This is a genomic window from Bradyrhizobium sp. SRL28 (assembly GCF_018596315.1).
Lineage (GTDB): Bacteria > Pseudomonadota > Alphaproteobacteria > Rhizobiales > Xanthobacteraceae > Bradyrhizobium.
The window spans coordinates 177,943-204,843 of the sequence record NZ_JAHEAG010000009.1 but is presented as its reverse complement, the minus strand read 5'-3'; the positions used below and the strand labels follow the sequence as shown (position 1 = coordinate 204,843).

The window sequence follows — 26,901 nt, the reverse complement described above, 5'->3', positions numbered from 1 at the left end:
TGTCGGAACCAAGCCGGGCCGTTCGTCTTGAATCCGACATCAGTATTGGAGTTCCCCCGCCATGGCCCCCCGCGCTAACTGGAAAGGCTTCCTGCGCCTTTCCCTCGTCACCTGTCCGGTAGCGCTCTATCCGGCCACGTCGGAATCCGAAAAGGTCTCGTTTAACCAGCTCAACCGGAAGACCGGCCACCGCATCAAGTACGCCAAGGTGGACGCCGATACCGGCGAGGAGGTCGCCAACGAGGATATTGTCAAGGGCTACAAGGTGGACACCGACACCTTCATCGAGGTGACGAAGGAGGAGCTCGAGAACGTCGCGCTGGAATCGACGCGAACCATCGAGATCGATGAGTTCGTCGACCGCAGCGAGATCGACCCGAGGTATCTGATCCGTCCCTACTACCTGGTGCCAGACGGGAAAGTTGGCCACGACGCTTTCGCCGTCATCCGCGAAACCATCCGCGAGATGAACAAGGTCGCGATCGGGCGCGTGGTGCTGACCAATCGGGAGCACATCATCGCGCTCGATCCGCTGGACAAGGGCCTGATGGGAACGTTGCTGCGCTATCCCTACGAAGTCCGCTCCGAAAAGGACTATTTCGACGACATCCAGGATGTCAAAGTCACCAAGGACATGCTTGATCTCGCCAGGCACATTGTCAACCAGAAGGCGGGCCACTTCGAGCCGGACAAGTTCGAAGACCAGTACGAAACCGCCCTTCTCGATCTCATCAACCAGAAGCGCGCCGGCAAACCCATCACCGCCAAAGCGCGTCCGCGCGGCGAGAACGTCGTAGACCTGATGGATGCGCTGCGTAAGAGCATCGGAAGAGACGCGTCGGCAGCGACAGAGGCGCCGAAGAAGCCAGCCAAGAAGGCGCGCAAGGCAGCAGCCGGGCAGAAGGAAATGCTGATGCCGATTGCCGGCAAGAAACCGGCCAAGGAGGCCGCAGCGAAGAAGCCGGCGGCCAAACCGCAGCGGAAGTCGGCCTAGCGTCCACGATGGCTTCGCGGAAATCGCAAAGCGCCGGGCTCCTCCTGTTTCGAGGGCGCGCCACCGATCTCGAAGTCTTGCTCGCTCATCCAGGCGGACCATTTTGGCAAAACAAGGATGACGGTGCCTGGAGCATCCCGAAAGGTCTGATTGGCGCCGATGAAGCGCCGCTGTCCGCCGCTCGGCGCGAATTCGCCGAGGAAACTGGATACCACCCGCAGGGAGTTTTCTTGCCACTCGGGGAGACGCGGCAAGCGGGCGGCAAAGTCGTACAAGCTTGGGCCATCGAAGGCGACTGGGATCCCGCGCTCATCCGCAGCAACACCTTCGAGATGGAATGGCCGCCGCGTTCCGGACGCCATCGGACCTTTCGGGAAATCGACCGAGCGGCTTGGTTCGCTGTCACCGACGCGCGACGAAAGATCCTCATGGGACAGGCGATTTTCGTCGATCGATTGCTTGACGCTCTGGGTCCTCCCAATTAGGCCGGCGTCGCTCCGCACGAGGCGTCCAAATCGCCAGGTTACTTTTTGGGACGGAGTTATCAGCGCACGGCACGATTTGCGCAGCGGGATGTACGACCGGAAAAAACGGACGGAATTCGTCGATCAGAATTACGGCGATCATGGACGACGAGCGCGAATTACGTCGACCTGACCGTTCGACCCGCCGAGTTGATCCAGTCGATACGGCCCGCTGTCATGTACACGATCGCGCCGCGCTGTGCGCCCAAGACGCGAAGATACTGACCGAGTTGCTCCCGATAGGCCATGCGGTTTTGTCCGCTAGGCGCAACATCGCTTTTCCAATCGAACACGACCAGATCACCGTCGTCTGCCAGGGCGACCGCATCGGCGCGGCCGGAAATCAGTTCGTCGGCGCCCGCGGTCGTTCCGCCGTACAACGGCACTTCCGGAACGAACCGTTGAATGAACGGCTGCAATTCGGGCAGGGTAAATGTGCGGAGGGCGGTGTCCGCCATCTCGCCGGGATCGGGCTTGCCGATTGCCGTCGCGTCCGTCGCGAGTTGCTGGCAAAGGAGGTGAGCCCTTTCCCTCATTTCGCCGGCTTTCGCGTTGAGCTCACCGGTCGCGAGCTCCTCCATAAGCTTGTGCAGAATGACGCCGCGCAGGCGACTGCCTTGGATCAGCACTGGGGCGTCGAGCAGCGCGTCTTCTGCGGAGTCCGGGAGCTGGGTCGGCAGTACATCCGGATCGCTCTCACTCGGTCTTGTCCATGCGATCGGCGGAAAGCCTCGCTCGATCCGCGACTGTTCTTCGGCGAAGACCTCCGCCGACTGTTGATTCTCGCTCGACTTAGGTGCAGCGACGACGGCGCGCCGAAGCAATGAGACGTCCAGTTCGGGGATGTCTTCGAGTCCGAAGTCGAGCTGTTTCGCCCAGGACTTCTCGTCGCACCAGGTGAACTCGGGAATGACGAGCAATTCCATGGCGCGCGTGCAAGCCACGTAGAGCAGCCGAAGGTTCTCGTCGCGCTTTTCCCGGTTCTCCCCTTGCAGCGCGCTCTCCAGCGTGGGCGGCGTCACCTGGCCGAGCGCCCAGTGCAGGCTCTCGTCGCTCCGGCGGTACACAAACGGTTCGGGCGGGCGGGGCATCGAAGCCCGGTTGATAGGAATGACGACCGGCCACTCAAGGCCTTTTGAGCTGTGGACTGTCACGATCTCGATGGATCGGCCGTCCGCTTCGACGATGCCCTCGGCGAAGCCGGTGCCGGCAGACCAATCGTCGTCCAGGTCCCGCGCGAATTGCACGAACCCGCGCACTCCATAGTTGCGGGCGCGCTCAAGCAGACCATCGACGTTAGCGAGCGAGCGGGCGGCCTGATCCGCACTGCGTCCGGCGACGATGGCGCGCACTCGAAGCCGTTCGATCGCTTCGGCGAGCAGCAGCGCGGGCGTGGTGACGCGCAGCCGGAGTCGAAGGTCGCGCAATATGCCGAGTATCTCTCGAGCCAGATCGTTTTGTACGATCGTCGGGTCGGTGTTTAGCGAGAGGCGGGCCGACTCGCTGCCCGGCGGAACGGGGAGGCTCGCGGTGATCGTGAGCAAATCCTGCTCGGAAAGTCCCACCAAGGGCCCTCGCAGAAGGGCACCCAAGGCCAGCGTGTCGCGCGCGTCGACGATGCTGCGGACCAGCGCGACGAGATCCTGAGCCTCCTGCCGCTTGAAAAGATTCTTGCCGGCTTGTGACGCGAAAGGTAGTCCGACTTCCTCGAGGGCCCGCTCGTAGCGCCATAGCTCGGTCGAGACGGGCGCCAACAGGGCGATGTCTCCTGGCGTCAAGCGCCTGCTGCCGCCGTTGTTCAGCTTCAGTTCGACGTTGCCGATCAGTCGGCTGCAGATCTCGGCGACAACACGTGCCTCTTCGTCCCGGCTGGTGTCGATCCGGGTATTCGGCAAAAGCTCGACGGATACTTTGGCGACGCTCGGAAAACCGTGATCCGCGTCGTCTCTCGTGCCCTGCAGCGCGACGTACCCCGCCTGTTGCGCGGCGAGCGGTCCCGCGAAGCAGCCGTTGATGTGTTCGAGGATGCGCGGTCTCGATCGAAAATTCGCCGTGACCCGAAGTATGTTATCGGGAAACTGGGCCTCGATCGCGTTCCGCACCATGAGGTAGGTGGCGAGATCGGCTCCTCGGAAGCGGTAGATAGCTTGTTTGGGATCGCCGACCAGGAAGAGTTGACCGGGTCTCAGGCGACGCTCTTGCCAAGCACCGGCGGATCCGTCGGATCCGGCCAAAAGAAATAGAATCTCCGCCTGCACGGGGTCCGTGTCCTGGAACTCATCCACCAGTATGCGCGAGAAGTGCTCGCCAGCGGCGGCCCGTACCTCGGGATATCGGCGGAGCACCTCGCGGCAGGTAAAGAGCAGGTCATCGAAATCCATCACCGCCGCGCGCCGCTTGAACGCTTCGTATTCGGCGAGGAGCCCGTCGAGCTCGGACGAGAACACGCTGACGATCGCAGTTGCGATCCGGCCCATCAGCGTGCCGTAGGCTTCGCGGCATCGCGCGTAATGCTCTTCAGCCTGGTCGGCGAGAGGTCCACCCTCTACGTCCCCTTTGGCGCGCTTCCAAATCGAGCGTCGCCTGTATTCGCGGAGATCGAACGATCTGGACCGCATGAGGCCCAGCGTCGCGGGGTGCGCTGCGTCCCACAACCGCGCGAAGTCGAGACCTGCTGCGAAGCTGCCTTCGAAGTGCGTGGCCAACGTTTCGAGATTTGCGATGTCGCTTTCGGCGTCGCGCGGTCCCCCGACGCGGTCGTACCAACGGCGGAACTCGCGAACGTTCTCTCCGAAATCGAGGTGAGCGTCGACATCCAGATCGGGCGACAGGGGTCGGGCATTCCGGTAGCGCCGCCTCGATTTGGCGAAGTCGCGCAGGAGTTTCTCAGCTCCGGTCGGATCCTTCCTCGCCACCACCGTGATCGGATCATCGGCCGGACGAGGCTCGTCGAGCCGATCGCGCCACCAATGATCGAAGATCGCGTCGAATATGAAATCGGCCTGATCGCGATCGAGAATTTCTGCGCCCGGATCGATCTTCGCCTCGACGGAGTAGGTCCGCAGCAGGTCGTGGCAAAATCCATGGATCGTCGAGCAGGTCAGTTCGTCCAGTAGCTCGCTCGCCCTCTCCAGCGATCTCCGATGCGCCGCCTTCAGTTTCGACGGAATGCATAGCCGCAGTTCACCCGGAACGGTTCCGGAGAGCAGGGCGTCGAGGTAGTGAGCGATCCGTTGGCGGAGTTCGCCCGCCGCGAGCTCGGTGAAGGTGATCGCCGCGATGGACCTCGGAGCTGCGCCGCCGGCGAGCAGCATCACCACCCGGCCGGCGAGCAGCGACGTTTTTCCCGTGCCTGCGGCGGCTTCGACCAGAAGCGTCGAATCGAGTTCGGTCAATGCGCGGCGGCGGTCGCCGTCGTCGACTCGCGGGGTCATGCCGCGCTCCAGAATTTCGAGAGTCCACCCGCAGCGCGGTCGAATGCGACGCGTTTGCGACGCTCGTACCCGGGTGAGGCGGGAAACGCCAATCGAAGATCGTTGGATCTGTCGTAGGCGAGCCTTCCGGGTACTGCGTTTCCTCGTTGCAGTAAGGCTACCACCTCGCTCACGAAGGCGCCGATCCGGACGAGAGCCGCATCGACATCCTGCAATCTGACCTCGAACGGCTCACCGGCCAGATACAGCAATCTCGCCAAGACCCTTGGTTCTTCTTCGAGCAGTTGACGGCACGCAAGCGCGTACAAGGCGCGTTGCAATTCGGCGCCGCCGCCGATCACGATGCGGGTCGCGTTCTTGGGAGGCGCTCCCGTCTTGTAGTCGGTCACCCTGACCGCAAACGGATTGCTCCGCATATCGAGGCGGTCGATGGTGCCACGCAATCGAACGGGCGTGCCCGGTATTTCGACCGGGATCGTCGGGTCCCACGGCAGCTCGCGACCAGCCTCGAAGCCCGCTGATTGACCGAACGCCACCTCGGTCCAACTGCGCGTGCCGTCTTCGTTGATGTCCTTTCGCAGCAGGCCGGCCATCGCCATCGCCATCGCGTAGTCGACGGTATTGGCCCACAGCAGTCTCGGCGGGACCGGACGTTCGAGGGGCCAAGCGGCGTGAGCGACCCGGCCCGCGTCCTCAAGCGCGTTTTCGATCTGGATGTCGGACGCCTTCGCGTATCCCGGTTGCGGTTCGAGGGCATCCACGGCGCGCCGAAGCAGCTCGTGAACCAGCTTGCCGAACTCGTCCGGCGCGATGGTCAGCGGCTGCTCCCGCTGCTGCGGGACATCGAAACCCAGAGCATACTTCCAGACGAATCCCAACGGGTCTCGCAGCAGCCGCTGCAACGAGGTCGCCGACTGGATCCGCTCGATCGAACGCTTGATAGCCGGATGACCTGGCTCGAAGCATCCGTCGTGATCCGTGAGGCGCTCGACGTGCCAGTCGTGCCAGCAACGGCCGGCCGAACCGACCTGATCGATGCCGGCGGCCTCTTCGGGACGGGCCAGCAGCCTGTCGGACTGATTGAAGGCATGCTCCGGAATCCGCTCGCGTGGAAGGACGATCTCCACGCGGTTCTGCAGCAGCGGGCTGCGGCCGACACGGCCGCCTTGCGCGCCTCGTCGGCTGCGCGAAAGAATGGCGCTTCCTGTCGCGGCACCGAGGATAACGGCGAAATGCCTGCGGTCCGCGCGCGCCACCGGATCGACGTCGAAGACGCCGGCCGGCAGGACATGGTCAGGCAGAATTGGATCTTCTCCGCTTCCGCGCGGCCAGCCTCGGTTCGTGAGTCCGAGCAGCCGCACGTGGGGACGGGGGGCGGCGGCGAGATCGCCCGCCGGACACCACACGACGGCATCGGCCGCATCCGTCTCCGACGTGAGACGAGCACTCCGCAACGACAACTCGATGGCATCTGTCGGCGCGGAACGGGTTGCGGCCTGCCAGATCCGGAGCGAGCGTCCATGAAGAAACGTTGCCGCCGCCTCGTCCGCCGCGTCCGGTCCCTTCGCGAGCACCTCCAGGAGGGGAGACGTGGCCTCGACGGAAACCCGTCCCGGCGCTTGGCGATCCGCCGTTTCGAGCGCGCGCTTCCAATCCGTCACGTTCGACAGTGCCGCGCCGCGCGGTATCGCGTCCAGCCAACGGTCCGGGAGGTCGTCCGGCGGGAGGCCCTGTCCCCGTGTTACGGCGAACAGCCGGCGAGCGCGCTGCTGGCTCAATCCGTGCATCAGGACGTCGGCCAAGGCCGCGCAACGTTGCCCGTCGCGCGAGGCGAGTGCCGAAACTCCATGGGAAAAGTGGAGCCGGAAGCCGGTGCCTTCGGCGCATGCGAGAAAATGATCGTCCCACGCCGTCGTGTTGGCCGACGTGATCGCGATCTCGTTGGGTTTGGCGATGCCGGATGCGATGAGCTGCCGCGCCCATCTCAAGCTCTCGACCACCTCGTGGCGGACGTCGGCGCAAGAAACGACGGCGGGCTGTTTGGCCGAGGCCGGATCCAGCCGCACGATCGTGCCGCGGAACCAGCCGGCGTCGGCGCCGGCCGGCGCGATCCACTCGACCGGGACGACCCCGCAAAGCGCCTCGATCAGCGGTCGCCAAACCGGCGCGATAAAGGACAATCCCTCGATGCGTATGTCACCGACGATCCGAGGCGCATGCCGAATGCGTTTCAGCGCGGCGTCACGCAGTTCCCTTGGCGTCATCGCTGACGGAGGCAAGCGTGCTTTCAGGCGGGCCTCTATCTGAGACATTTCCGCGATGCGGCGGTGACCGTCAGGGCCGGGCGCCGAGAGATCGAAGTCCGCCGCCCAGATCTTCCTCAAGGTCCGGAACACCGCGCGCGTCATGCCCGGCAGATGTCGCACGCGCTCGAGTTCGTCGAAGCCACCTTCGTCGAGCGCCTCCCGAATTGCAGGCTCCAACAAATCGGCCGAAGCCGGAATCGCGAAGCCGCCGGCAAGCCTTGCGGCGACCTGTGGCAAGTTCAGGATCTGCAGACCGCAGTCGTTGGCCTGCGCCGCCGCGAAGCGGCGCATCTGGAACGCGAGGGAGCCCTCGATCACTGCGGTCCGGAGCGTGGGTAGACGATCGTCGCGCAACTGCTCATGCCCCTTTTTTCAAGGCCGATGGGAGTGCTCGTAGTCTTAGTCGATTATCGGATGAAAAGTGGAGTCAAAGGCTACCCGGTCACAGCTTCCCACGCCTTCATCGCAGTCGTCAGTGACGGGCGCAATCTATCTCCAAGATCGCGACCATCGGCGGCCTCCGCGGCGGGATCAGCCAGGACCGGCTGCGAGCAACCGAATGGTCGAGCTATATTCCGGACCGGCCGCGCTCTATGCTTGGCTTGGGCAGTCGTTGCTCCCACGGTAGACATCGCATGGCTAAAAAACTGAAGACCTACCAGACTTCGCTGGGCTTCTTCGATCTGGCGATGGCCGCTCCCTCCATGAAGGCGGCGCTGGAAGCGTGGGGCGCCGACAGCAATCTCTTCCACCAGGGCGCGGCGAAGGAAAGCCACGATCCGGACGTCATCGCCGCGACCCTGGCAAAGCCCGGCGTCGTCCTCAGGCGCCCGGTTGGCACCGACCGACCTTTCAGCGAACATGCGGAGCTGCCCACCGATCTTGGCGGCGGAGGACCAACGAAAGCCGCCCGCAAGTCGAAAGGCCCAAAGGCGAAAAAGCCTTCCTCTCGCCCCGTCGATAAGGTTGCGGAACGAAAGGCCGCTTTCGACTACGAACGGGAACGGAGGAGCCGCGAGCTTGAACGGGCGAAGGAAGAGGCCGCCAGGCAAAAGGACCGTGAACGCCGGCAGCAGGCCATCAACAAGGCGCAGGCCGCGTTGGACAAGGCCGAGCAGGAGCACGCGAAGCGGGCCGCCGCCATCCAGGCCGAGGTCGAGGCTCTTGAGAAGAGATCGCAAACCGAAGAAGCCCGCTGGGATAAGGAGAAGGAGCGATTGGAAGCCGCGCTGCGGCGCGCGCGGGGGTAGTTTCTGTAGCGGCACGCACGAGCGAAGGTCAGCGGTCCACTTCAAGTGTTTATCGTTCGGGCTCGTTCGCCCTTGCCGCGCGGCAGAAGCGGCCAACTTGGCGGGATTTCCAATGCCTACGGCCCTGCCAGCGTGAACCGGCGGCCCTTGCCCTGAAGCCGGTTCGAGGATTGGATTACCCGCGAGCCGAGTGATCGAGGTAAGTCCATGGTCAATGCGCTCGTCGTCCGCCGCAATACGCAACTGGCAAAAGCCCAGAAGGCTCTTCGCGCGGCGCAATATGTTCGAATGTCCACCGATCTTCAGCGCTATTCGACCCAGAACCAGGCGGCCGCTATCGCGGCATACGCGCAGCAACGAAACCTTACCATCGTTCGGACTTATGTCGACGAAGGGCGCAGCGGAGTGAGGATCAACCGTCGGCCTGCCCTTGCCGAACTCATCAAGGATGTTCAATCAGGAAACACGGACTTTGAGCACGTTCTGGTTTACGACGTCAGCCGATGGGGACGCTTCCAGGATGTCGATGAAAGCGCGCATTATGAGTTCGTCTGCAAGCGAAGCGGCGTCAAGGTCGTCTATTGCGCTGAACAATTCGAAAACGACGGAAGCCTTCTGTCGAGCATCCTAAAGAACATCAAGCGCGTAATGGCGGCCGAGTTCAGCCGGGAGCTTGGTGTCAAGGTGCACACCGGTCACTGCCGGATAGCGAGCCTTGGCTATCGTGTTGGTGGCCCGCTCACGTTCGGGCTCGGCAGGGAGATGGTCGATGAGCAGCAACGCTCGAAAGGCAAGTTGGCGAAGGGCGAATACAAGGCGCTGAAAATAGACCGTGTGCGGCTTCGGCTCGGGTCCGACGAAGAGATGGCGGTCGTAAGATGGATATTCCAGCAGTTCGTTATGGAGCGGAAGACCGACGTCGAAATCGCACGGCAGCTCAATCGAGGGAGCATAGCCAATCACCATGGGCGACCTTGGACCTACATCATGGTCCATTCTATTCTCAGGAACGAAAACTGTATCGGCAATCTCGTCTACAACCGAACGTCCCGTCGTCTCGGCCAAACGCAAGTAAACAATCCCGATCATTTGTGGATTCGGAGCCCAGGAGTGGTGCCGCCGGTGATCGACCAGGACCTTTTTGCACGTGCTCAGAAGATCATGGCTGAACGGTACATCTCGATCCCGGAAGATCAGATGCTGCGGAGACTCCGCTTGACGCTCGGTCGAAAAGGAAGACTCACGACCCGCATCATTAAAAGCGCGCCCGGTCTCCCTTCCGTCGCATGCTACATCAAGCATTTTGGTTCGCTACGGAAAGCCTACGCGCTCATCGGTTATCAAGGGTCCCGTGACTGCGAATGGTTTGACGTGCGAGATCATTGGTCCGAGCTTCTGTCAAAGCTGGCAGCGCAGGTTGCGGAGGCGCTGAAGATCGATCTCGGGATTCGGTTGAATCTCACTGACGATGGTGCAGGGCTTGCACGGCACGGAAGCAAGATCATCTCGTTTCAGGTGGTCCGGCGAATGGCGCGGAGGACCCCAAACCATGTTGCTCTGTGGAGAGCCCACCTGAGAAAGGAACGGACCAAGTTGTGTGTTTTCTTGCGGCTGAAGGAGTCCAACAAGGTGGTTCAAGACTATGTGCTGTTGCCCGCAGCAGATACTGCGAAGCCTTATCTAACGCTTTCAGATGGGGCTTTGGCCCGCCACAAGGCCGTTTGCGCAGATACTATGAACGAACTTATTCGGAACATCGAAGCGAAATTCAAATCGTCCAGCCATGCCGCGCCATCCAAGCCAACGCGAACGAACAAGCGAAGGAAACCATGCCGGCCCAAAACGAAGAACGTCCACGCGCGGCGCTGACGGAACGTAGATAGAGAATCGCGCCCAAGATCTTGCCGTAGTTTCTCCTGAAATCGCCATTGAGCTTCGAAATCTCGACGAGCTCGGAACATTGGTCGGGCATTACATTCTCCTGGAAACACCCCAGGTGCCCCATAGTGTGAATGCTGATCGAAGTTGACCCCTCAATCGCCGCACGCGCGGATCTAAAGTCTTGACTTTATTGATGTGGGAACGGTGACCCCGGCGCCGATAGGCGTCCAAACCCCACGCCGAAACACACTTGTGGTGTTCGAAGGCCGAATTTGCCACCCGGCAAGGGTGCTTGAGTAGGCGGAGAACTGAAGAAGCGTTTCCGATGGTCAGATCCGGATCTATCACCCGCAAAAAAGCGCTCGTGAGGATATCCGCATTTCCCGAGCTCACGTTGTTGCTGCTTCTCGTCTTTGCGCGTGCGGCTGTCGCCGCACCGGGCTCTCGTGAACCGAGCCGCGCAGCGTCTCGGCCATGCGGCTTCGATCCCTCGCGCAGAATAACGAGTCGCTCGCCGGAGGCACTCGCTCTCGGGTCCCGCCGTCATTTCATTCCGGCGTCGCTATCACTGCCCCGCGCTCGGGTGCCTTTTTAACCGGTCTCGCGACTGCACTCGGTCCCGGGTCCCGCGGCTACGCGTCGGCGCTATGCTGACCCTCCTGCGGGTGCCTTTTTTAGCCGGGTCTCGCGACCCGTGAGTGGTCTCCGCTTTCGCTCCGCCCATACACTTCTCTTCTATGTTGATGACCGGACCTCCGCACCTCGCGCGCAAAGCTTCCTGACCCGACCCGCCACATCAGCCCCGTTAATCACACGCGTGAGCCCTCGCGCAAGCTTGGGCGCGCCGTCACAACCATCGGCATTTGGAGCAGCAGCGCGTCCAGACCGACCGAGATACGTGGGTGCATCCGGTTCGAAATCTACCGAGCCTTCAGGCGCAGTGCGCCCGTCATCGAGATTGAGAGTGAGAGGGCAGACCGGCTTCGTCGTGACGGGTCGAGTGGTCGGGAGAGAGGCTTCCGGCGCCCGTCGCGGAGAACCGCGATGTTCAGCCAGAAATCATACGCGCGCGCCAGTCAGGATCGAGCCAGCCTTTACACCGAAATCACCGACAAGATCATCGCCGAACTGGAGGCCGGCCGCATCCCATGGGTGCAGCCATGGGGGACGGCGGCGATCAAGGCGCCGCTCGCCATGCCGCGCAATGCTTCGACGCAGCGCGGTTATTCCGGAATCAACGTGCTGATTTTGTGGGGTGCCGTTATTGAAAACCACTTCTCCGGCCAGAGCTGGCTGACGTTTCGCCAGGCGCTCGGGCTCGGCGGCCATGTCAGGAAGGGAGAGCGGGGAACCACCGTCGTCTATGCCGATCGCTTCGTTCCCCCGGGCGAGCGCCAGCATGCCGCAGAGACCGGGGAAGAGCCGGACACGATCCCGTTCCTCAAGCGCTTCACTCTCTTCAACACCGACCAATGCGATTTGCCCGAGGACGTCGCCGCCTCGGTTGTCCCGCCGCCACCGGATCAGATCGAGCCGCAGGCCGAAGCCTTGATTGCCGCCACCGGCGCCGACTTCCGCATCGGCGGCGCACAGGCCTACTACAACAAGACCGGCGACTTCGTGCAGGTGCCGCCGCCGGCCGCGTATTTCGAGCCGATCAACTGGCATCGGACCGCGTTCCACGAACTTTCGCATTGGAGCGGAGCGGCTGCCCGGCTCGGTCGGGATCTCTCGGGCTCGTTCGGCTCCAAATCCTACGCGCGCGAGGAACTGGTCGCGGAGATGGCGGGCGCATTCGTCTGCGCCACCCTTGGCATCGTGCCGACCGTGCGCCACGCCGACTATATCGGCTCCTGGCTCGAGGTGCTGCGTGAGGACAACCGCGCCGTCGTGCGGGCGGCGAGCGCGGCGTCGAAGGTTGCCGATTTCCTGCTCGGCTTTCTGCAACAGCCGGTCGCCTCTTTCGACGATGGCAGCGAGGAGGCCGCGTAGTGCATCGGCCGACCGCTTAGGTTGGCGGTGGCGGGGATACCTCAGAGAGTGAGAGGCGGGCGGCGCAGTTCGTGACGGGTTGGAGGTCGAGAGAGAGTCTTTCGGCCGCCCGTCGCGGAGAATCCGACATGGCAAGCGCCGTTCAGAAGATCAAACTCAGTCCGTCCCGGGACATTCCTTTCAACAAGCTGGTCTTGAGCCAGTCGAATGTTCGCCGCGTCAAGGCGGGCATCTCGATCGAGCAACTGGCCGAGAGCATCGCGCAGCGCACCTTGCTGCAAAGCCTCAGCGTCCGTGCCGTCGTCGACGCCGACGGCACGGAGACCGGCATGTTCGAGGTGCCTGCGGGCGGGCGTCGATACCGCGCCCTCGAGCTTCTGGTGAAGCAGAAGCGCATGGCGAAGACGCAACCGGTCCCCTGCGTGGTCAGGGACGGCGGTATTGCCGAAGACGACTCGCTTGCGGAAAACGACGAACGCGTCGGCCTGCATCCGCTCGATCAGTTCCGTGCGTTCCAGATCCTCCGTGATGGCGGCATGAGCGAAGAGGACATCGCCGCACGGCATTTCGTGACGCCGGCAATCGTCAAGCAGCGCCTGCGTCTGGCGTCGGTGTCGCCGAAGCTGCACGACGTCTATGCCGACGATGGCATGACCTTGGAGCAGCTCATGGCCTTTTCCGTTACCGGCGACCATGCGCGTCAGGAACAGGTTTGGGACAATGTGAGCCGTTCTCAGAACGACGAGCCGTACCAGATCCGCCGGATGCTCACGGAACACACCGTCCGCGCCTCCGACCGCCGGGCCCAATTCGTCGGGCTAGACGCGTACGAGCAGGCGGGTGGCGTCGTGCTGCGCGATTTGTTTCAGCACGATGACGGAGGTTGGCTGCAGGACGTGCCGTTGCTCGATCGCATGGTTTCGGAGAAGCTCAGGATCGAGGCCGAGGCGATCGCGGCCGAGGGCTGGAAGTGGATCACAGTTGCCGTCGACTTCCCCTACGGTCAGTCCAACGGGCTGCGCCAACTCGACGGTCAGCCGGCTGAACTAACGGAGGAGGAGCGGGCGACGCTCAACGCCTTGAATGCCGAGTACGCCAGGATCGAGACCGACTATCAGGACGCCGACGAACTGCCTGACGAGATCGAGCAGCGTCTTGGCGAGATCGAGGCGGCGCGTTCGGTATTTGAAGCTCGATCGCTCATCTACGATCCGGCCGACATCGCCCGTGCCGGCACCTTCGTCAGTATCGATGCCGAAGGGGTACTCGCGATCGACCGCGGCTACGTTCGTCCTGAGGACGAGGTGCCCGACGTCCCCGATAGCGACGCCGACGAAGGGGGAGAGACAGTCGACAACCGGGAGCCCGGTACGATTCAGCGTGCGGTCATCACGGTTGGTGGTGCGCCGACTGAGCCAGTCGACGAGGATGATGACGATGCCGCGAAGCCGCTGCCGGACCGGCTCGTCACCGAGTTGACGGCGCATCGCACGCTGGCGCTGCGCGATGCACTGGCCAACAATCCCGCCGTCGCCTTCCAGGCGGTGCTGCACAATTTCGTGCTGGCGACCTTCTATCGTTTCGCATCGTCGAGCGGCTGCCTGGAGATCTCGATCCGAACACCGACGTTCCCCGCTCAGGCTGCCGGCCTGAAGGAGAGCGCGTCGGCTGTCGCCATCGACGCACGCCACGATGGATGGAAGGCGCGGTTGCCCAAGGAGGAGGGCGGCCTGTGGGACGCGCTTGCCGCGCTCGACGGGACCGCGCAGGCGGCCCTGTTCGCGCACTGCGCCTCGTCCGCGGTCAACGCACTTCACGAACCCGCCAACCGGTACAATGAGGGGCGCGTCTCCGCCCACGGCGTTCGACGCCGGCTCGATCAGGCCGATGCCCTGGCTCGCGCTGTCGGGCTCGACATGGTGACCGCAGGCTGGAAGCCGACTGCCGATAACTACCTTGGCCGCGTCACCAAGCCCCGCATTCTCCAGGCGGTGCGCGAGGCCAAGGGTGTGCCGTCGGTGCAGCTCATCGACCACCTGAAGAAAGGCGACATGGCGCGGGAGGCCGAGCGTTTGCTCGATGGCACGGGCTGGCTGCCCGAGCCGCTACGTCTCCCTGACATCGACGACGCGCAGCAAGGTCCGGCCGCGGACGTCGAGGCGCTTCCGGAATTCCTCGCGGAGGACGACGAAGTCGCCGCCGACGCAGACGAAGACCGGCCCCAAATCATCGCAGCTGAATAGTTGAGTGAACGCGAGGCGGCTGCGGCCGCTTCGCACCTTCCCAGCCTCACACCCATCCCCAAGCGCGGCTCCCCCCAATGACAGGGACATGCCGGGCTTTCATCGTTTCAGGAGAACGATCATGTCTGCTCACACCGTCTACGAAAATGCACCACTCGGTTCACTCATTCGCTATTCCGACGGCACGCCGAGGCCGCCTGCGCGCATCAAAAAGAAGCTCGCGGCGTGGGAAAACCGCAACGGCGCCGGGCGCCTCGTCAGGAAAGAACCGGCCAGAGAGCGGCCGAACTGGATCTCGCCTGCCAGCTTCACACTCCACGAGGGCGATTTCGGCAGCGGCGGCGTCGTGGTGCTGACGGTCAGGCGTACATACTCCCTCGACAGCGATCTGCGCTTCGAGATCGTCGAGCGCCCTGCCATCGGCGCGGTACGCATCCTCCAGGAATATGGCGACAATGCCGAACTGCTTCATCTAGCCCAAAGCCACGAAGCGGCGGAGCGCTGGTTGACGCAACATCGCTATTCCAACGTGCGCCTGAACGAGGTCACCGAGGATGAGGTCGGCGCTGATGTCGTCGAGGGTCGGGCCGCCTGACCTTCGGTGCGATCCACTGTACCCGTTCACTCGTAGGGCTCCCGGCCATCGCGCGGTTCCGTGTAGCGGGCAGGGGCCGATCGATCGTGCCTGCAGCGTCAGGAAGCACACCAAGCGGCTGATCGAGCCGGAGGCGCAACCGGCTTGATCGCGGGCAACTCGAGGGTCCGACGCTGATGCGTCGGACCCTCTGTTCGTGGACGGGTCAAAGGAAGAGCGCGGCCGGGACGGGTTTGAGCCGGCGAGGTCGAGAGAGAGCGCCTGCGGCTCGACCCGTCTCCGCTCTTTCGAGGTCACTTCCATGACATACATCTCCGCTTCTGCCGCCGCATCCGCGTGCTTTGAGGCCGCTTCCGATATCGCAGGCCGATCTGCCGCGATTGGCCGGGCCGCGCAACTTCTCCTTCCTCATCTCGAAAGTGGTCGTCGCATCGATGCGCCGCTCCTGCGCGTCGCCATGGACGCCGCTTTTGGCGGCACCGACGCTTCGGGAGCCTGGGCCTGGAAGACCGGCTACGACGCCTGTGAAGCGGCGACGGTGCTGTTCCTGCGCAAGTTCGCCCCGGCGATGCGCGCACGCGCCGCATCGCCGGTCGCCATGCTGCCGATGCTGGCTAAAATCACCAGCCTTCTTCCTACCCATACCCGCCGCTCCGAAGAGAGCGAGACGTTCCAACAGTTCAGTACGCCCATTCCGCTCAGTTTTGTGGCGAGCCTGGCCGCCGCGATCACGCCGGCTGACGTTGTCCTGGAGCCGTCGGCCGGCACCGGGCTGCTTGCGATCCTCGCCGAACTCGCCGGGGGATCTCTTGCCCTCAACGAGTTGGCCGAAACCCGCGCGGGACTTTTGTCACTCCTCTTTCCCGGCATCGCGGTGACCTCGTTCGATGCCGCGCACATCGACGATCATCTCAACACCGACACCGTCCCCAGCGTCGTGCTGATGAACCCGCCGTTCTCGGCCGTCGCCAACGTCGACCGCCGCATGGCCGATGCAGCGCTCCGTCATATTTCCTCGGCATTGGCACGCCTGGCCGAAGGCGGTCGTCTGGTCGCGATATCAGGCGCGAGCTGCGCGCCCGACAATCCCGCATGGAGGGACGCCTTCATCGCCTTGCAGGAACGCGGGCGCGTCGTGTTCTCGGCCGCCATCGACGGCGCGGTCTACGCCAAACACGGCACCAGCATCGATACGCGCCTGACCGTGATCGACAAGGAACCCGCTGAAGATACGACGGTGTTTCCGCTGTCTCCGGGCATGGCGCCGGATGTAGCGACATTGCTCGGCTGGGTGATGCAGCAGGTGCCACCTCGGTCTCCGATCGGATCGACTGTCGCCAATGTGGCGACCTCGCGTCCGGTCATTCCCAAAACGGTGCGGGCCTGCGCCATGCGCCCGTCCTCCACCCCAGCTCCGGCGATGGAGCCTGCCGCGACCGAACTCGCCTACGAAACCCTGGCGTGGCACCCCGTCGAGCACGGCCGCATCACCGAAGCCCTCTACGAACAGTACGGCTTACAGTCGATCCGTATTCCCGGCTCCCAAGCCCATCCCACCATGCTCGTGCAATCAACGGCGATGGCGTCGGTCGCACCACCCATTCCCTCTTATCGGCCTCATCTTCCCGCGAATGTGGTGTCGGACGGCCTGCTGTCGGATGCACAGCTTGAATCCGTGATCTATGCCGGCGAAGCCCATGGCGGCACTCTCCAGGGATCATGGACGGTCGACGAGACGTTCGATTTCGTCTCGGCCGCGCCCGCGGACGCCGAGAACGCCGTCCAGTTTCGGCGTGGCTGGTTTCTTGGTGATGGAACTGGCGCCGGCAAGGGCCGTCAGGTCGCCGGTATCCTGCTCGACAACTGGCTCAAGGGTCGCCGCCGTACAGTGTGGGTCAGCAAATCCGACAAGCTGATCGAGGACGCCCAGCGTGACTGGTCCGCACTCGGCCAGGAACGCCTGCTGGTGACACCGCTCTCGCGTTTCCGTCAGGGCACACCGATCCGTCTGGCGCAGGGCATCCTTTTCACGACCTACGCCACGCTACGTTCCGACGCGCGTGACGAGAAGGTTTCTCGGGTCCGGCAAATCGTTGAATGGTTGAGCAGGGATTTCGACGGCGTGATCATTTTCGACGAGTCTCACGCGATGCAGAATGCGGCGGGCGGGAAAGGTGAACGTGGCGGCGCGACCGCTTCACAACAAGGCCGCGCGGGGCTTCGCCTGCAACATGCCTTGCCGAACGCGCGCATCGTCTACGTCTCGGCGACCGGCGCCACTACGGTCCACAATCTCGCCTATGCGCAGCGGCTTGGACTGTGGGGCGGCGAAGATTTCCCATTCGCCACCCGCGCGGAGTTCGTTGAGGCGATTGAGGCCGGTGGTCTCGCGGCGATGGAAGTGCTGGCGCGCGATCTCAAGGCGCTCGGTCTCTATGCCGCCAGATCGCTGTCATATGAGGGCGTCGAATACGAACTGGTTGAGCATACGCTCACCGACGAGCAGATTCGCATCTATGACGCTTATGCGGGCGCGTTCAGCGTCATCCATAACAATCTCGATGCGGCGATGCAGGCGGCCAACATCACCGGCTCCACCGGCACTTTGAACGCGCAGGCGAAGTCCGCCGCGCGCTCCGCCTTTGAGAGCGCCAAGCAGCGTTTCTTCAACCACCTCATTACGGCGATGAAGACGCCGTCGCTGATCGCAGCCATTGATCGCGATCTTGCGGCGGGCCATGCCGCCGTGATCCAGATTGTTTCGACCGGCGAGGCGCTGATGGAACGGCGGCTCGCCGAAATTCCGACCGAGGAATGGGGCGACGTCCAGGTCGACATTACCCCGCGCGAATACGTGCTGGATTATCTCGCGCATTCGTTCCCGACCCAGCTCTACGAGCCCTTCACCGACAGCGAGGGCAATTTGTCGTCACGGCCGGTATACCGTGACGGCCAGCCAGTGCAGTGTCGGGACGCCGTCGCGCGCCGCGACCGGCTGATCGAAAAACTCGCCTCGTTAACGCCTGTCCACGGCGCGCTCGATCAGATCGTTCAGCGCTTCGGCACCGACATGGTGGCCGAAGTCACCGGCCGTTCGCGCCGGATCGTTCGCAAGCGGGGCGCCGATCGCATCGATCGGCTCGTGGTCGAGAACCGCGCGGGTTCGGCGAATCTCGCCGAAACCCAGGCGTTCATGGATGACGACAAGCGCATCCTCGTTTTCTCCGAAGCAGGCGGTACCGGACGCAGCTATCATGCGGAGCTGTCAGCCAAAAACCGGCGCCTTCGGGTTCACTACCTTCTTGAGGCCGGATGGAAGGCCGATGCCGCCATTCAGGGCCTTGGCCGTACCAACCGCACCAACCAGGTGCAGCCGCCGCTGTTCCGCCCGATCGCGACCAACGTGAAGGCCGAGAAGCGCTTTCTCTCGACCATCGCGCGGCGTCTCGACACCCTCGGCGCCATCACCAAAGGCCAGCGCCAGACCGGCGGGCAGGGGTTGTTCAGATCCGAGGACAATTTGGAGAGCCACTATGCCCGCGATGCCCTGCGGCAGCTCTACGTTCTCCTTGTCATGGGCAAGGTCGAGGATTGTTCACTCCAGACGTTTGAGGATACCACAGGGCTCAAGCTTATGGATGCCAACGGCATCAGGGACGAATTGCCGCCGATCACGACCTTCCTCAACCGTCTGCTGGCGATGACTATCGATCTGCAGAACATCCTGTTCACGGCTTTCGAACAATTGCTGACCTCGCGCATCGAGGGGGCGATCGCAAGCGGTACCTATGATGTCGGATTGGAAACGCTCACGGCAGAGTCCTTTGCCATCGCCGATCGGCAGACCATCTACACCCATCCCGGCAGGTCGGCCGAGACCCGTCTGCTGACGATCACCCAACGTGATCGCAACAGACCCGTTACCCTCGACGACGCGCTCAATCGTCTCGCCGATCCGCGCGCCGTGCTCCTGGTCAACAGCCAGTCGAGACGAGCGGCAGTGCAGGTACCGGCTCGCAGTCTGATGACTGACGACGGTGAGGTCGAACGCCGGGTGCGTCTCATTCGACCGATGGAGCATCCAACTGTCGCGTTGGCGATGATGCCACAGACCCACTGGCAGGAGACCGACCGCGAGACCTTTTCGCGTGTCTGGACCGCGGAGGTTGCCGAGGTACCGGAATTCACCGACAGCGAGATCCACATCGTGTGTGGATTGTTGTTACCGATCTGGAAGCGCCTGCCCAACGAGTCGACGCGGGTCTACCGGCTCCAACTGGATACCGGCGAGCGCATCATTGGCCGCCAGGTCTCGCCGGCTTGGGTCGCGGGCGCACTTTCAACCGGTATGGCGACGTTGACGCCGGACGGGGCCTTTACGGCGCTGATGGATGGCAAGACCGTGCTCGATCTGGCCGAAGGCCTGCAACTTCGTCGCGTCCGCGTCATGGGCGTGAACCGCATCGAACTGTCCGGTTCTACCGACGCGATGCGGGACCGGCTGCGAGCCTATGGCCTGTTCCACGAAATCATCTCGTGGAAGCTGCGCATGTTCGTGCCGACGGACGCTTTCGGGCCGGCAATCCTGGGCAAAGTGCTGGAGCGCTATCCGCTCTCGCGCATCTCCGATCGGGCGGCGGCGTGACATGCCCCGCGATGCAACCGAATTGGCGCATCGCTTGGCGCGGGAGGCCGAGGCGGTGTGCCGTCACTATCTCTCCAACGGGCGGCGGGTCGGAAACTATTGGCAGGTCGGCGATGTCAGGAACGCCGCTGGCCGCTCGATGTTCGTACGCCTGAGCCGCGATGCATCCGGCAAACGCGTCGCCGGCAAATGGACCGACGCCGCCACCGGCGAGCACGGCGATCTGCTCGACGTCATCCGCAAAAGCTGCGGCTTCGTCGATTTCCGCGACGTGGCTGGCGAAGCAAGACGCTTCCTCAGGCTACCACGACCTGAACCGGACTACCCGCCGCGTCATTCGGTGGTACCGACTGGATCGCCGAAGTCGGCGACCAGGGGTTCTCCGGAATCGGCACGGCGGCTATTCGCGATGTCTCAGCCGATTGCGGGGACGCTTGCGGAAGCAAATCTCCGTGCCCGCGGCATCACGGTTCTTCGCGACTGCGCAAGCCTTCGGTTCCATCCGCGCTGCTACTACCGTCCGGATCCATACGAACCGACCGAGACCTGGCCGGCGATGATCGCGGCGGTGACCGATCTCGACGGAAGGATTACCGGCGCGCATCGTACCTACCTCAATCCGCAAGGGTTCGATCGTTCGGCCAGCGGCAAGGCGCCAATCGACACGCCACGGCGCGCGATGGGCCATCTCCTCGGTAACGCCGTTCGTTTCGGTGTCGCAGACGACGTGATGGCGGCCGGCGAGGGGATCGAAACCATATTGTCGCTCCGTTGCGGTTTGCCTGATATGCCAATGGCGGCGGCACTTTCAGCCGCTCACCTCGCAGCCATTCTCCTTCCGGCCACACTGCGTCGCCTTTACATCGTTCGCGACGACGATCCCGCCGGAGATCATGCAATGGAAAGCTTGAGCGCACGGGCTGGCACGAACGGGATCGAGGCGATCGCCCTGTCGCCGCGCTGCGGAGACTTCAACGAGGATCTCCGAGGTTTCGGCATTGATGCGCTTCGGGCTGCCCTGCGAGTGCAACTCGCCCCGGAGGACGTAGCGCGCTTCATTGAGTTCTGACTCGCCGCCGGTACGGGACACGAACGCAGTGTCTCCGCATTCCCTCGCGCCGGTTCGCAGGCGTTTCCTGGTGGGTCGTAGAGGACCGCTCCCCGGCCTTCTGAGAGGGCGACCCTGCGGCAAGCGGCCCGGCCACGCAATGGCGCGAGCCGGCTATTTTCCGTCGCGTCCTCACAGACGCTTTACATCGCGAAGCAAAATAGCCGGCTCCCGCCATCCTCCGCTCTGCTTCGGCCGCTTCGCTGTGCAGGTCCGGTCCGCCCGCCGCCTTTCGTCGCCACGAAGGCCGCGATGGGCGCGGCCGTTCCGACAAAGGAAAACGCCATGACGACCGATCGCGACGAACAGACCTGGGATCCGCCGCTCACGACATCCCCAACCGATCACGTACTCACCGAACTCCAGCTCCATGGCTATCGCCCCTTTCAGGACGAACCCGACCCCAGACCGCTGCCTGAAGCGCACACCGTCGCCGACGCCGTCGCCGACATCTTTGACGCCCTGATCGCGACGCTCAGCGAGACCCGTCTCGAACCAGATCTTGAGAACCTGCTGTGGGGAAGCGTCAATCTCTTCCACCGCGCCACCGAGCGTATCGAACGCGACCTCGACGGCAATGAGTTGGCGCAGAAGCGCAGCCAGAAGGATCAGGATGGCTCGGAAATCCGCTCGGTCGAATTGGAACGCCTCATCGCCGAGGGCATGACCCTGATCGAACGCCGCAACGCCATCGAGTTCTTCCGCGACCAGGCCGCCGAGCAATTCGAGCGTCACACAGGCTCAGCCTGGCGGCCACGCTCGGGGTCTCTGGTGAACCATCGCACCCTGACTTCGGCCATGATCGACAGCCGCGACTTTCTCGCAGCCAAACGTCGTGTCGCCCTTGAGCCGCTGATGCCGGCGGGCACCAGGATCGCCTTTACCGGTGGACTCGATTGCAACGATCACCGCCTGATCTGGGATACGCTTGACAAGGTCCGGGCCAAATATCCTGACATGGTCCTGCTGCATGGAGGATCACCGAAGGGGGCTGAACGCATCGCCGCCCGCTGGGCCGATCACCGCAAGGTAACGCAGATCGCCTTCAAGCCGGACTGGACCCGCCACGCCAAGGCGGCACCCTTCAAGCGCAACGACCAGATGCTCGACGTCCTGCCAGTTGGCGTCATGGTATTCCCCGGCACCGGTATTCAAGACAATCTCGCCGACAAGGCGCGCAAGCTCGGCATTCCCGTCTGGAAGTTCGGCGGCGACGGCGGCGCGTAAGCGCCGCTACTGCCGGACAAAAGGCACATTTCCGTATTGACCAGACGGAGGAACCACCAACGAATTTCCTCTCCCGTCACCTCATGTCTTCGGCTATACTAAATGGTGCGCCGTGGTGGTGGTGGAGGCGTAACCCTGCAACACGTGTCACGGGACCCACCACCATGATCACCACTGGCATTCTTCTCAATATCGCCGGGCTCGGCGTCGTCTGTTGGGCGCTATTCACGCTCGCAGTCTATGCATTGCCGTTCTTCGTCGGCGTGACCGCCGGCATGTATACGTATCGAACTGGAATAGGTCCCATCGGCGCCATCGCTGTTGGTTTTGTCGCGGGTGCCTTCGGACTTTTGGCCGGTCGGTATCTCTTCTCTGTCACACGCTCTCCCACCATCCGTCTTGTCATAGCCCTTTTGTTCGCGGCTCCCGCGGTGTGGGCCGGCTATGAGGTGACGCTCAGCCTCGCTCATATCGGCATTTCCTCGGAATGGTGGCGGGAAGTGTTTGCCTTGGTCGGCGCGGTCGGCATCGGATGCACCGCTTGGGCCCGCGTGGCGATATTGACGACACCTGTTCTCAGCGCGGGCGTTGGTGCTGGTTCGGCTCCATCACCCTTGGGACCATGCTTGGGATCGGTGACCACAGACGGGTGATCGTTCGGCTCCGTCTTCGCTCGGCTGGCTATGGAACGGGAGGCTGTCGTTCTTCGTGACCGAGAGATAACGGCCCGCGCGGGAGCGCTTCGAACGGGCGGTGACGATCCCGTCGGTCGACGATAATCCTGATGGCTCGGAGCGTTGTCGTTGGTCCGGTTTATCTCGTCGACGCTTGGGCGCCTTTCTGTACGCCAGGTTTTCTCTTCCTTCCCGGATGCGCCGGGGTCTCTTGTTCGGACCGATTGATAGCTGGCACGTCTCCTCGAATGCTGTTCAGTGCACGCGAGCACCTTGCCTCTCATTGGCTTGATCTGGCCGAAGGTCGGCTGCGCCTCGATCGCCTGAACCGCAATGGCGGACGGATCGACTTTCTTCCCCTGGGCTTCGCCCATTCCTCGCGAGGCAAGAAAGTCGCCCGCCGCCATCCTCCGCTGCGCTGCGGCCCAAGCGGGTGCGGCGTCGATCGCCTTCGGCTTTCAGATCGCCATCGAGGCCGCGGTGGTCGCGGGCTCGAAAACAGCAAGGAGAAGTGACATGGCTAACATCGGTTCCTTCAAGAAGTCCGGCCAGGAATTCCAGGGCGAGATCGTCACCCTGAGCCTCCAGACCAAGGGCGTCCGCATCGTGCCCGAGACAGACCGGACCAGCGACAACGCGCCGAGCCACCGGGTCTATGTCGGCCGCGCCGAGATCGGGGCCGCCTGGCCGAAGCGCTCCAGCGAGGGCCGCGATTATCTGTCGGTGAAGCTCGACGATCCGAGCTTTAACGCTCCGATCTACGCCAACCTCTTCGACGACGAAGACGCCGAGACCTCCACCCTGATCTGGTCCCGCAGCCGCAAGCCCAACGGGGACTGAGCCGAACCAGACCCAACACCCCGCTCGTTGAGCGGGGTGTTGATTCTTGCATTATCGGCAAGGATCGGCCAACGCGGCTGACGCGGGACTGCGTCCGGCCTGGCTGGCCTTTAGGCCCGGCTCGCGAAAAGGCGTTGCACCAGCACCCGATCCAAATTTCGATTTCAACGCTTGGACGGCGTCCGCTTCTTTCGTTCGCCTGATTCGGCAGGGGGAAGCCTGAGAAGATCTGCGGCTTCGACCCCAAGAGCCCGTCCGAGCCTGTCCACCACGTCGATGCCGGCGGCGTAAAGGTTTCGTTCAAGCGAGCTGATATAGGTACGGTCGATTTTGGCACGGTGCGCCAACTCTTCTTGCGAAAAGCCGCGTGCCCGTCGAAGCTTCCTCAGATTGAGCGCGAGTACCTCTCGTATCTCCATGCCTGAGAGGGCAGCGCCTTGAAGAGTATTTCACCACGGAGTATTCTCTACAATCGCGCGTGATATCCGACGGGTGGGAACGTTCCGTACAAACGGTTGGTTAATCTTTTGGGGCCAACAAAGCCTCTAAGCGGCCGGGCTTCCCAGTACAAAGATCGCCTGAGGGCAGCTAAGATGTCCCGAGGTCGAAGCTTCTAGAAAATAGTAGGAGTTTCAATGCCGTCGCCACCGCTCGATCCCAATGTTGCAGATACGGCTCCCGATGATCCCGTCCTGACAGTGTATGACGAGGAACACGTCGTCACCTATTTGCGCCTGCTCGACGCCGAGGCCGATAACGCGGATTGGCGCGAAGCGGCGCGCCTCATCCTCCACATTGATGCCGTCCGGGAGCCGGAACGTGCACGCCTTGCGTTCGACACCCATCTTGCTCGCGCGAAATGGATGGCGGACCAGGGCTATCGTCATCTGCTGCATGGAGGCCGGCGAGAAGATGGAAAGTGAATTCCATTTGACAGAAAGATGACTTCTTGTTTGCCCCTTGATTGCAAAGCTGAATGACGCAATAGCGACAGCGTATCGTGCAACCATAAAGGGTCCCCATTTTCGTGCTGCAATTCCCTGTCCTTTTAAGCATGGGGAAAGTAATACGATGTCGGAATTCGATTGGAGATCGCCGGAGGCCTATGCAAGCCTGCAGAGTGCCGAAGCAACTGACTTCGCCTGGGAGTGTCTTCGTCGCAATCTCGACTATCGTGAAGATTACCGCTCGCTGCAGCGTGGCGGGTCGCCGGCTGCGCTGAGCGAGGAAAAATTCCGAGAGCGATGGGGGCTTTCTTTTCGCAGCTGACCCCCGCCAACCCTTCGATACGCAGGCTATCTTCTGGGCGCCCGAGGTTCTGCCGACCGTGCTGCCGGCGGGAGTTCGTTCGTCGATTGATGCTTGTCGGTACGAGTTTGACCTGACCAAACTGACCGGCGCCGAGCTTCGGCGTGCGTCAGATGGATGGCATGCCGTCGTCCGGTTGGGTGGAACGACGCATCGGCTGTGGCTGAGGGAGCCTCCAACTGAGGCCACATTGCTGATCCTCGAACTACCGCTCGACGCCGAGTTCGACGTCCGCTCGCGCGCCGCGCATCGACTGTGGTCGGCTCTTGGCGGACGGCGGCCGAGACCGCCACTTCCTGCGCTGTCTGCGCAAAGACGCCAGCGGATAACGCTTGCCATCCGCGCCCTCGATGGCCGAGCCGAAGGAAACAGCTATCGCGCCATTGCAGAAGCCTTGTTTGGCAAAAACCGCATTCCGGATCATGCCTGGAAAACCCATGACCTGCGTAACCGCACGATCCGCCTGGTCCAGAGCGGGCTGGCGCTGATGCGCGGCAGCTATCGGGCATTGCTTCAGCGGTCGCGCCGCAAGCAATAGCCGATAATTCAAAGGGGTGCCGAAAGCGGACCTCCCGATCATCGGCATCCCCCTTCGCGCCCTCACTCCGCCACCCTGACCTTCGACGCGCCGCCAACCTCGCCGGCGCTCCCTGAGATCATGGAGCCTCTCAAATGCCCGATCCGAACGCCGGCTTGCCGCCGCGCTATCTGCGCACGCCCGAGGCTGCGCGGTTCCTCTCGCTTTCCGGTCGCACGCTTGAAAAGCACCGAACCTACGGCACCGGCCCGGCCTACCGAAAACTTGGTGGGCGCGTGGTCTATGCGCTGGAGGACCTGAGGGCCTGGGCAGATCGGGGCGCCAAAACCTCCACCTCTGATCCAGGCGCCGGCACGGTGCTACCCGCCAGGCGGCATGCGAGCCCCATTCCCTATGCGGGCAAGGCGCGACGCTGATGGCCAGGGAACATGATCGGCCGGCCTGGCGCCGAGGTATCTTAGAGCGCGAACAGCTCGACCTGTTCCGAGCGCTTCCGGGCGACCTCGCGGCACGCGACGCGCAGGACCTGATGGCATATCCGTTCTTCTCCCTGGCCAAGTCCAGGCGCGTCGTTCCGATCGACTTCCGCGCTGGCAAGATCGCCATTCGCGTCGAGGCCGTGCCGGAACACGGCATGGCGACGATCTGGGACGCGGATGTGCTGATCTGGGCGGCTTCGCAGATTGTTGAAGCGCGAGACAGCGGGCTGAAGACCTCCCGCCTGATGGCGACAACGCCCTACGAAATCCTTACCTTCGTCGGCCGCGGTACCAGCGCCCGCGACTACGACCGTCTCAAGGCGGCGCTCGACCGGCTGCAATCGACCAGCGTGATGACGTCGATCCGTCAACCGACGGAGCGCCGGCGGCACCGGTTCTCCTGGATTAACGAGTGGAAGGAGACCGCGGATGTGCACGGCCGCCCGCGTGGACTGGAGTTGATCCTGCCGGACTGGTTCTACGGCGGTGTATTGGACGACGCGCTCGTGCTCACGATCGACCGGGCCTATTTCGACCTGACAGGTGGACTTGAGCGCTGGCTTTATCGGGTCGTCCGTAAGCACGGCGGCCATCAGCAAGGCGGCTGGAGTTTCGATCTTGTTCATCTCCACGCCAAGTCCGGCAGCCTCTCGCCGCTCAAACATTTTGCCTACGACCTGCGCGAAATAGTCCGTCGCCAGGCAATGCCTGGCTACCGTCTTTTCATCCGACCGGGACCTCGAGGCGCTGAACGTCTCGTCTTTGCGCCGACTCCCGTCGATCCGTTTGTAGAACGTCTGCGCAAGCGTGGTTTCTGTCGCACGGGGGAAAACCTGTGAATCAGCTCGTGCTATCGGGGACCG

The 26,901-nt window shown here is 63.0% G+C and carries 20 protein-coding genes; 17 read left to right on the top strand and 3 right to left on the bottom strand.

Translation table 11 applies throughout. The annotated features are described in order from the left end of the window. Positions 1-61 precede the first annotated feature (61 nt). Positions 62-994: a Ku protein gene (locus KIP88_RS20645; RefSeq protein WP_214489772.1), complete on the top strand. Its 933-nt coding sequence runs from the start codon at positions 62-64 to the stop codon at positions 992-994. An 8-nt stretch (positions 995-1,002) separates the two neighbouring features. After that, a complete protein-coding gene (locus KIP88_RS20640; RefSeq protein ID WP_214489771.1) occupies positions 1,003-1,479 on the top strand; it encodes an NUDIX domain-containing protein in 477 nt (158 codons plus the stop codon). Positions 1,480-1,637: 158 nt separating this feature from the next. On the opposite strand, the gene KIP88_RS20635 is transcribed toward KIP88_RS20640, so the two are convergent. Both KIP88_RS20635 and KIP88_RS20630 read right to left on the bottom strand, forming a co-directional pair. Next, positions 1,638-4,952 (bottom strand): exodeoxyribonuclease V subunit beta, encoded by a 3,315-nt coding sequence (locus tag KIP88_RS20635; protein WP_214489770.1) that lies wholly within the window; start codon positions 4,950-4,952, stop codon positions 1,638-1,640. Further along, positions 4,949-7,612, bottom strand: coding sequence for a PD-(D/E)XK nuclease family protein (locus KIP88_RS20630; RefSeq protein ID WP_249790892.1), 2,664 nt, complete (start codon positions 7,610-7,612; stop codon positions 4,949-4,951). The genes KIP88_RS20635 and KIP88_RS20630 overlap by 4 nt, the downstream gene beginning before the upstream one ends. A 281-nt stretch (positions 7,613-7,893) precedes the next feature. Between KIP88_RS20630 and KIP88_RS20625 the strand changes: the two genes are divergently transcribed. From KIP88_RS20625 to KIP88_RS20580, 10 genes are all read left to right on the top strand, one after another. Then, on the top strand, positions 7,894-8,508 hold the full coding sequence (locus tag KIP88_RS20625) for a cell envelope biogenesis protein TolA (RefSeq protein WP_214489769.1): 615 nt from the start codon (positions 7,894-7,896) through the stop codon (positions 8,506-8,508). A 207-nt stretch (positions 8,509-8,715) separates the two neighbouring features. Then, positions 8,716-10,377 (top strand): recombinase family protein, encoded by a 1,662-nt coding sequence (locus KIP88_RS20620; protein ID WP_214489768.1) that lies wholly within the window; start codon positions 8,716-8,718, stop codon positions 10,375-10,377. A 1,056-nt stretch (positions 10,378-11,433) separates the two neighbouring features. Beyond that, complete coding sequence (locus tag KIP88_RS20615) at positions 11,434-12,381, top strand: ArdC family protein (RefSeq protein ID WP_214489767.1); 948 nt, start codon at positions 11,434-11,436, stop codon at positions 12,379-12,381. A 128-nt stretch (positions 12,382-12,509) separates the two neighbouring features. Beyond that, positions 12,510-14,624 (top strand): ParB/RepB/Spo0J family partition protein, encoded by a 2,115-nt coding sequence (locus tag KIP88_RS20610; RefSeq protein ID WP_214489766.1) that lies wholly within the window; start codon positions 12,510-12,512, stop codon positions 14,622-14,624. 121 nt (positions 14,625-14,745) lie between these two features. Then, on the top strand, positions 14,746-15,219 hold the full coding sequence (locus KIP88_RS20605) for a hypothetical protein (protein WP_214489765.1): 474 nt from the start codon (positions 14,746-14,748) through the stop codon (positions 15,217-15,219). A gap of 301 nt (positions 15,220-15,520) precedes the next feature. After that, entirely contained in the window at positions 15,521-19,864 is a 4,344-nt protein-coding gene (locus KIP88_RS20600) for a strawberry notch-like NTP hydrolase domain-containing protein (RefSeq protein ID WP_214489764.1), read from the top strand. A 1-nt stretch (position 19,865) separates the two neighbouring features. Beyond that, positions 19,866-20,933, top strand: a complete 1,068-nt coding sequence (locus tag KIP88_RS20595; protein ID WP_214489763.1) for a toprim domain-containing protein — start codon at positions 19,866-19,868, stop codon at positions 20,931-20,933. 324 nt (positions 20,934-21,257) lie between these two features. Continuing rightward, positions 21,258-22,199: a DUF2493 domain-containing protein gene (locus KIP88_RS20590; protein ID WP_214489762.1), complete on the top strand. Its 942-nt coding sequence runs from the start codon at positions 21,258-21,260 to the stop codon at positions 22,197-22,199. Positions 22,200-22,363: 164 nt separating this feature from the next. Continuing rightward, positions 22,364-22,852 carry a hypothetical protein gene (locus KIP88_RS20585; protein WP_214489761.1) on the top strand — a complete coding sequence of 163 codons (489 nt, stop codon included), beginning with the start codon at positions 22,364-22,366 and terminating at the stop codon, positions 22,850-22,852. A gap of 537 nt (positions 22,853-23,389) precedes the next feature. Further along, on the top strand, positions 23,390-23,713 hold the full coding sequence (locus KIP88_RS20580; protein ID WP_214489829.1) for a DUF736 domain-containing protein: 324 nt from the start codon (positions 23,390-23,392) through the stop codon (positions 23,711-23,713). Positions 23,714-23,877: 164 nt separating this feature from the next. Here the strand turns inward: KIP88_RS20580 and KIP88_RS20575 are convergent, their stop codons facing one another. Continuing rightward, a complete protein-coding gene (locus tag KIP88_RS20575; protein ID WP_214489760.1) occupies positions 23,878-24,132 on the bottom strand; it encodes a helix-turn-helix domain-containing protein in 255 nt (84 codons plus the stop codon). Between the two features lie 216 nt (positions 24,133-24,348). On the opposite strand from KIP88_RS20575, the gene KIP88_RS20570 reads away from it, so the two are divergent. The 5 genes from KIP88_RS20570 to KIP88_RS20550 all read left to right on the top strand — a co-directional run bounded on the left by KIP88_RS20570 (position 24,349) and on the right by KIP88_RS20550 (position 26,877). Further along, on the top strand, positions 24,349-24,636 hold the full coding sequence (locus KIP88_RS20570; RefSeq protein WP_214489759.1) for a DNA -binding domain-containing protein: 288 nt from the start codon (positions 24,349-24,351) through the stop codon (positions 24,634-24,636). Positions 24,637-24,784: 148 nt separating this feature from the next. Next, positions 24,785-24,982 (top strand): transcriptional regulator domain-containing protein, encoded by a 198-nt coding sequence (locus KIP88_RS20565; protein ID WP_214489758.1) that lies wholly within the window; start codon positions 24,785-24,787, stop codon positions 24,980-24,982. A gap of 229 nt (positions 24,983-25,211) precedes the next feature. Then, the gene (locus KIP88_RS20560; protein ID WP_308163607.1) at positions 25,212-25,559 is read left to right on the top strand and encodes a DUF2285 domain-containing protein; all 348 of its coding nucleotides are present in this window, start codon (positions 25,212-25,214) and stop codon (positions 25,557-25,559) included. Positions 25,560-25,693: 134 nt separating this feature from the next. Then, the gene (locus KIP88_RS20555) at positions 25,694-25,975 is read left to right on the top strand and encodes an AlpA family transcriptional regulator (RefSeq protein WP_214489757.1); all 282 of its coding nucleotides are present in this window, start codon (positions 25,694-25,696) and stop codon (positions 25,973-25,975) included. Beyond that, entirely contained in the window at positions 25,975-26,877 is a 903-nt protein-coding gene (locus KIP88_RS20550) for a replication initiator protein A (protein ID WP_214489756.1), read from the top strand. The genes KIP88_RS20555 and KIP88_RS20550 overlap by 1 nt, the downstream gene beginning before the upstream one ends. Positions 26,878-26,901: the final 24 nt, after the last annotated feature.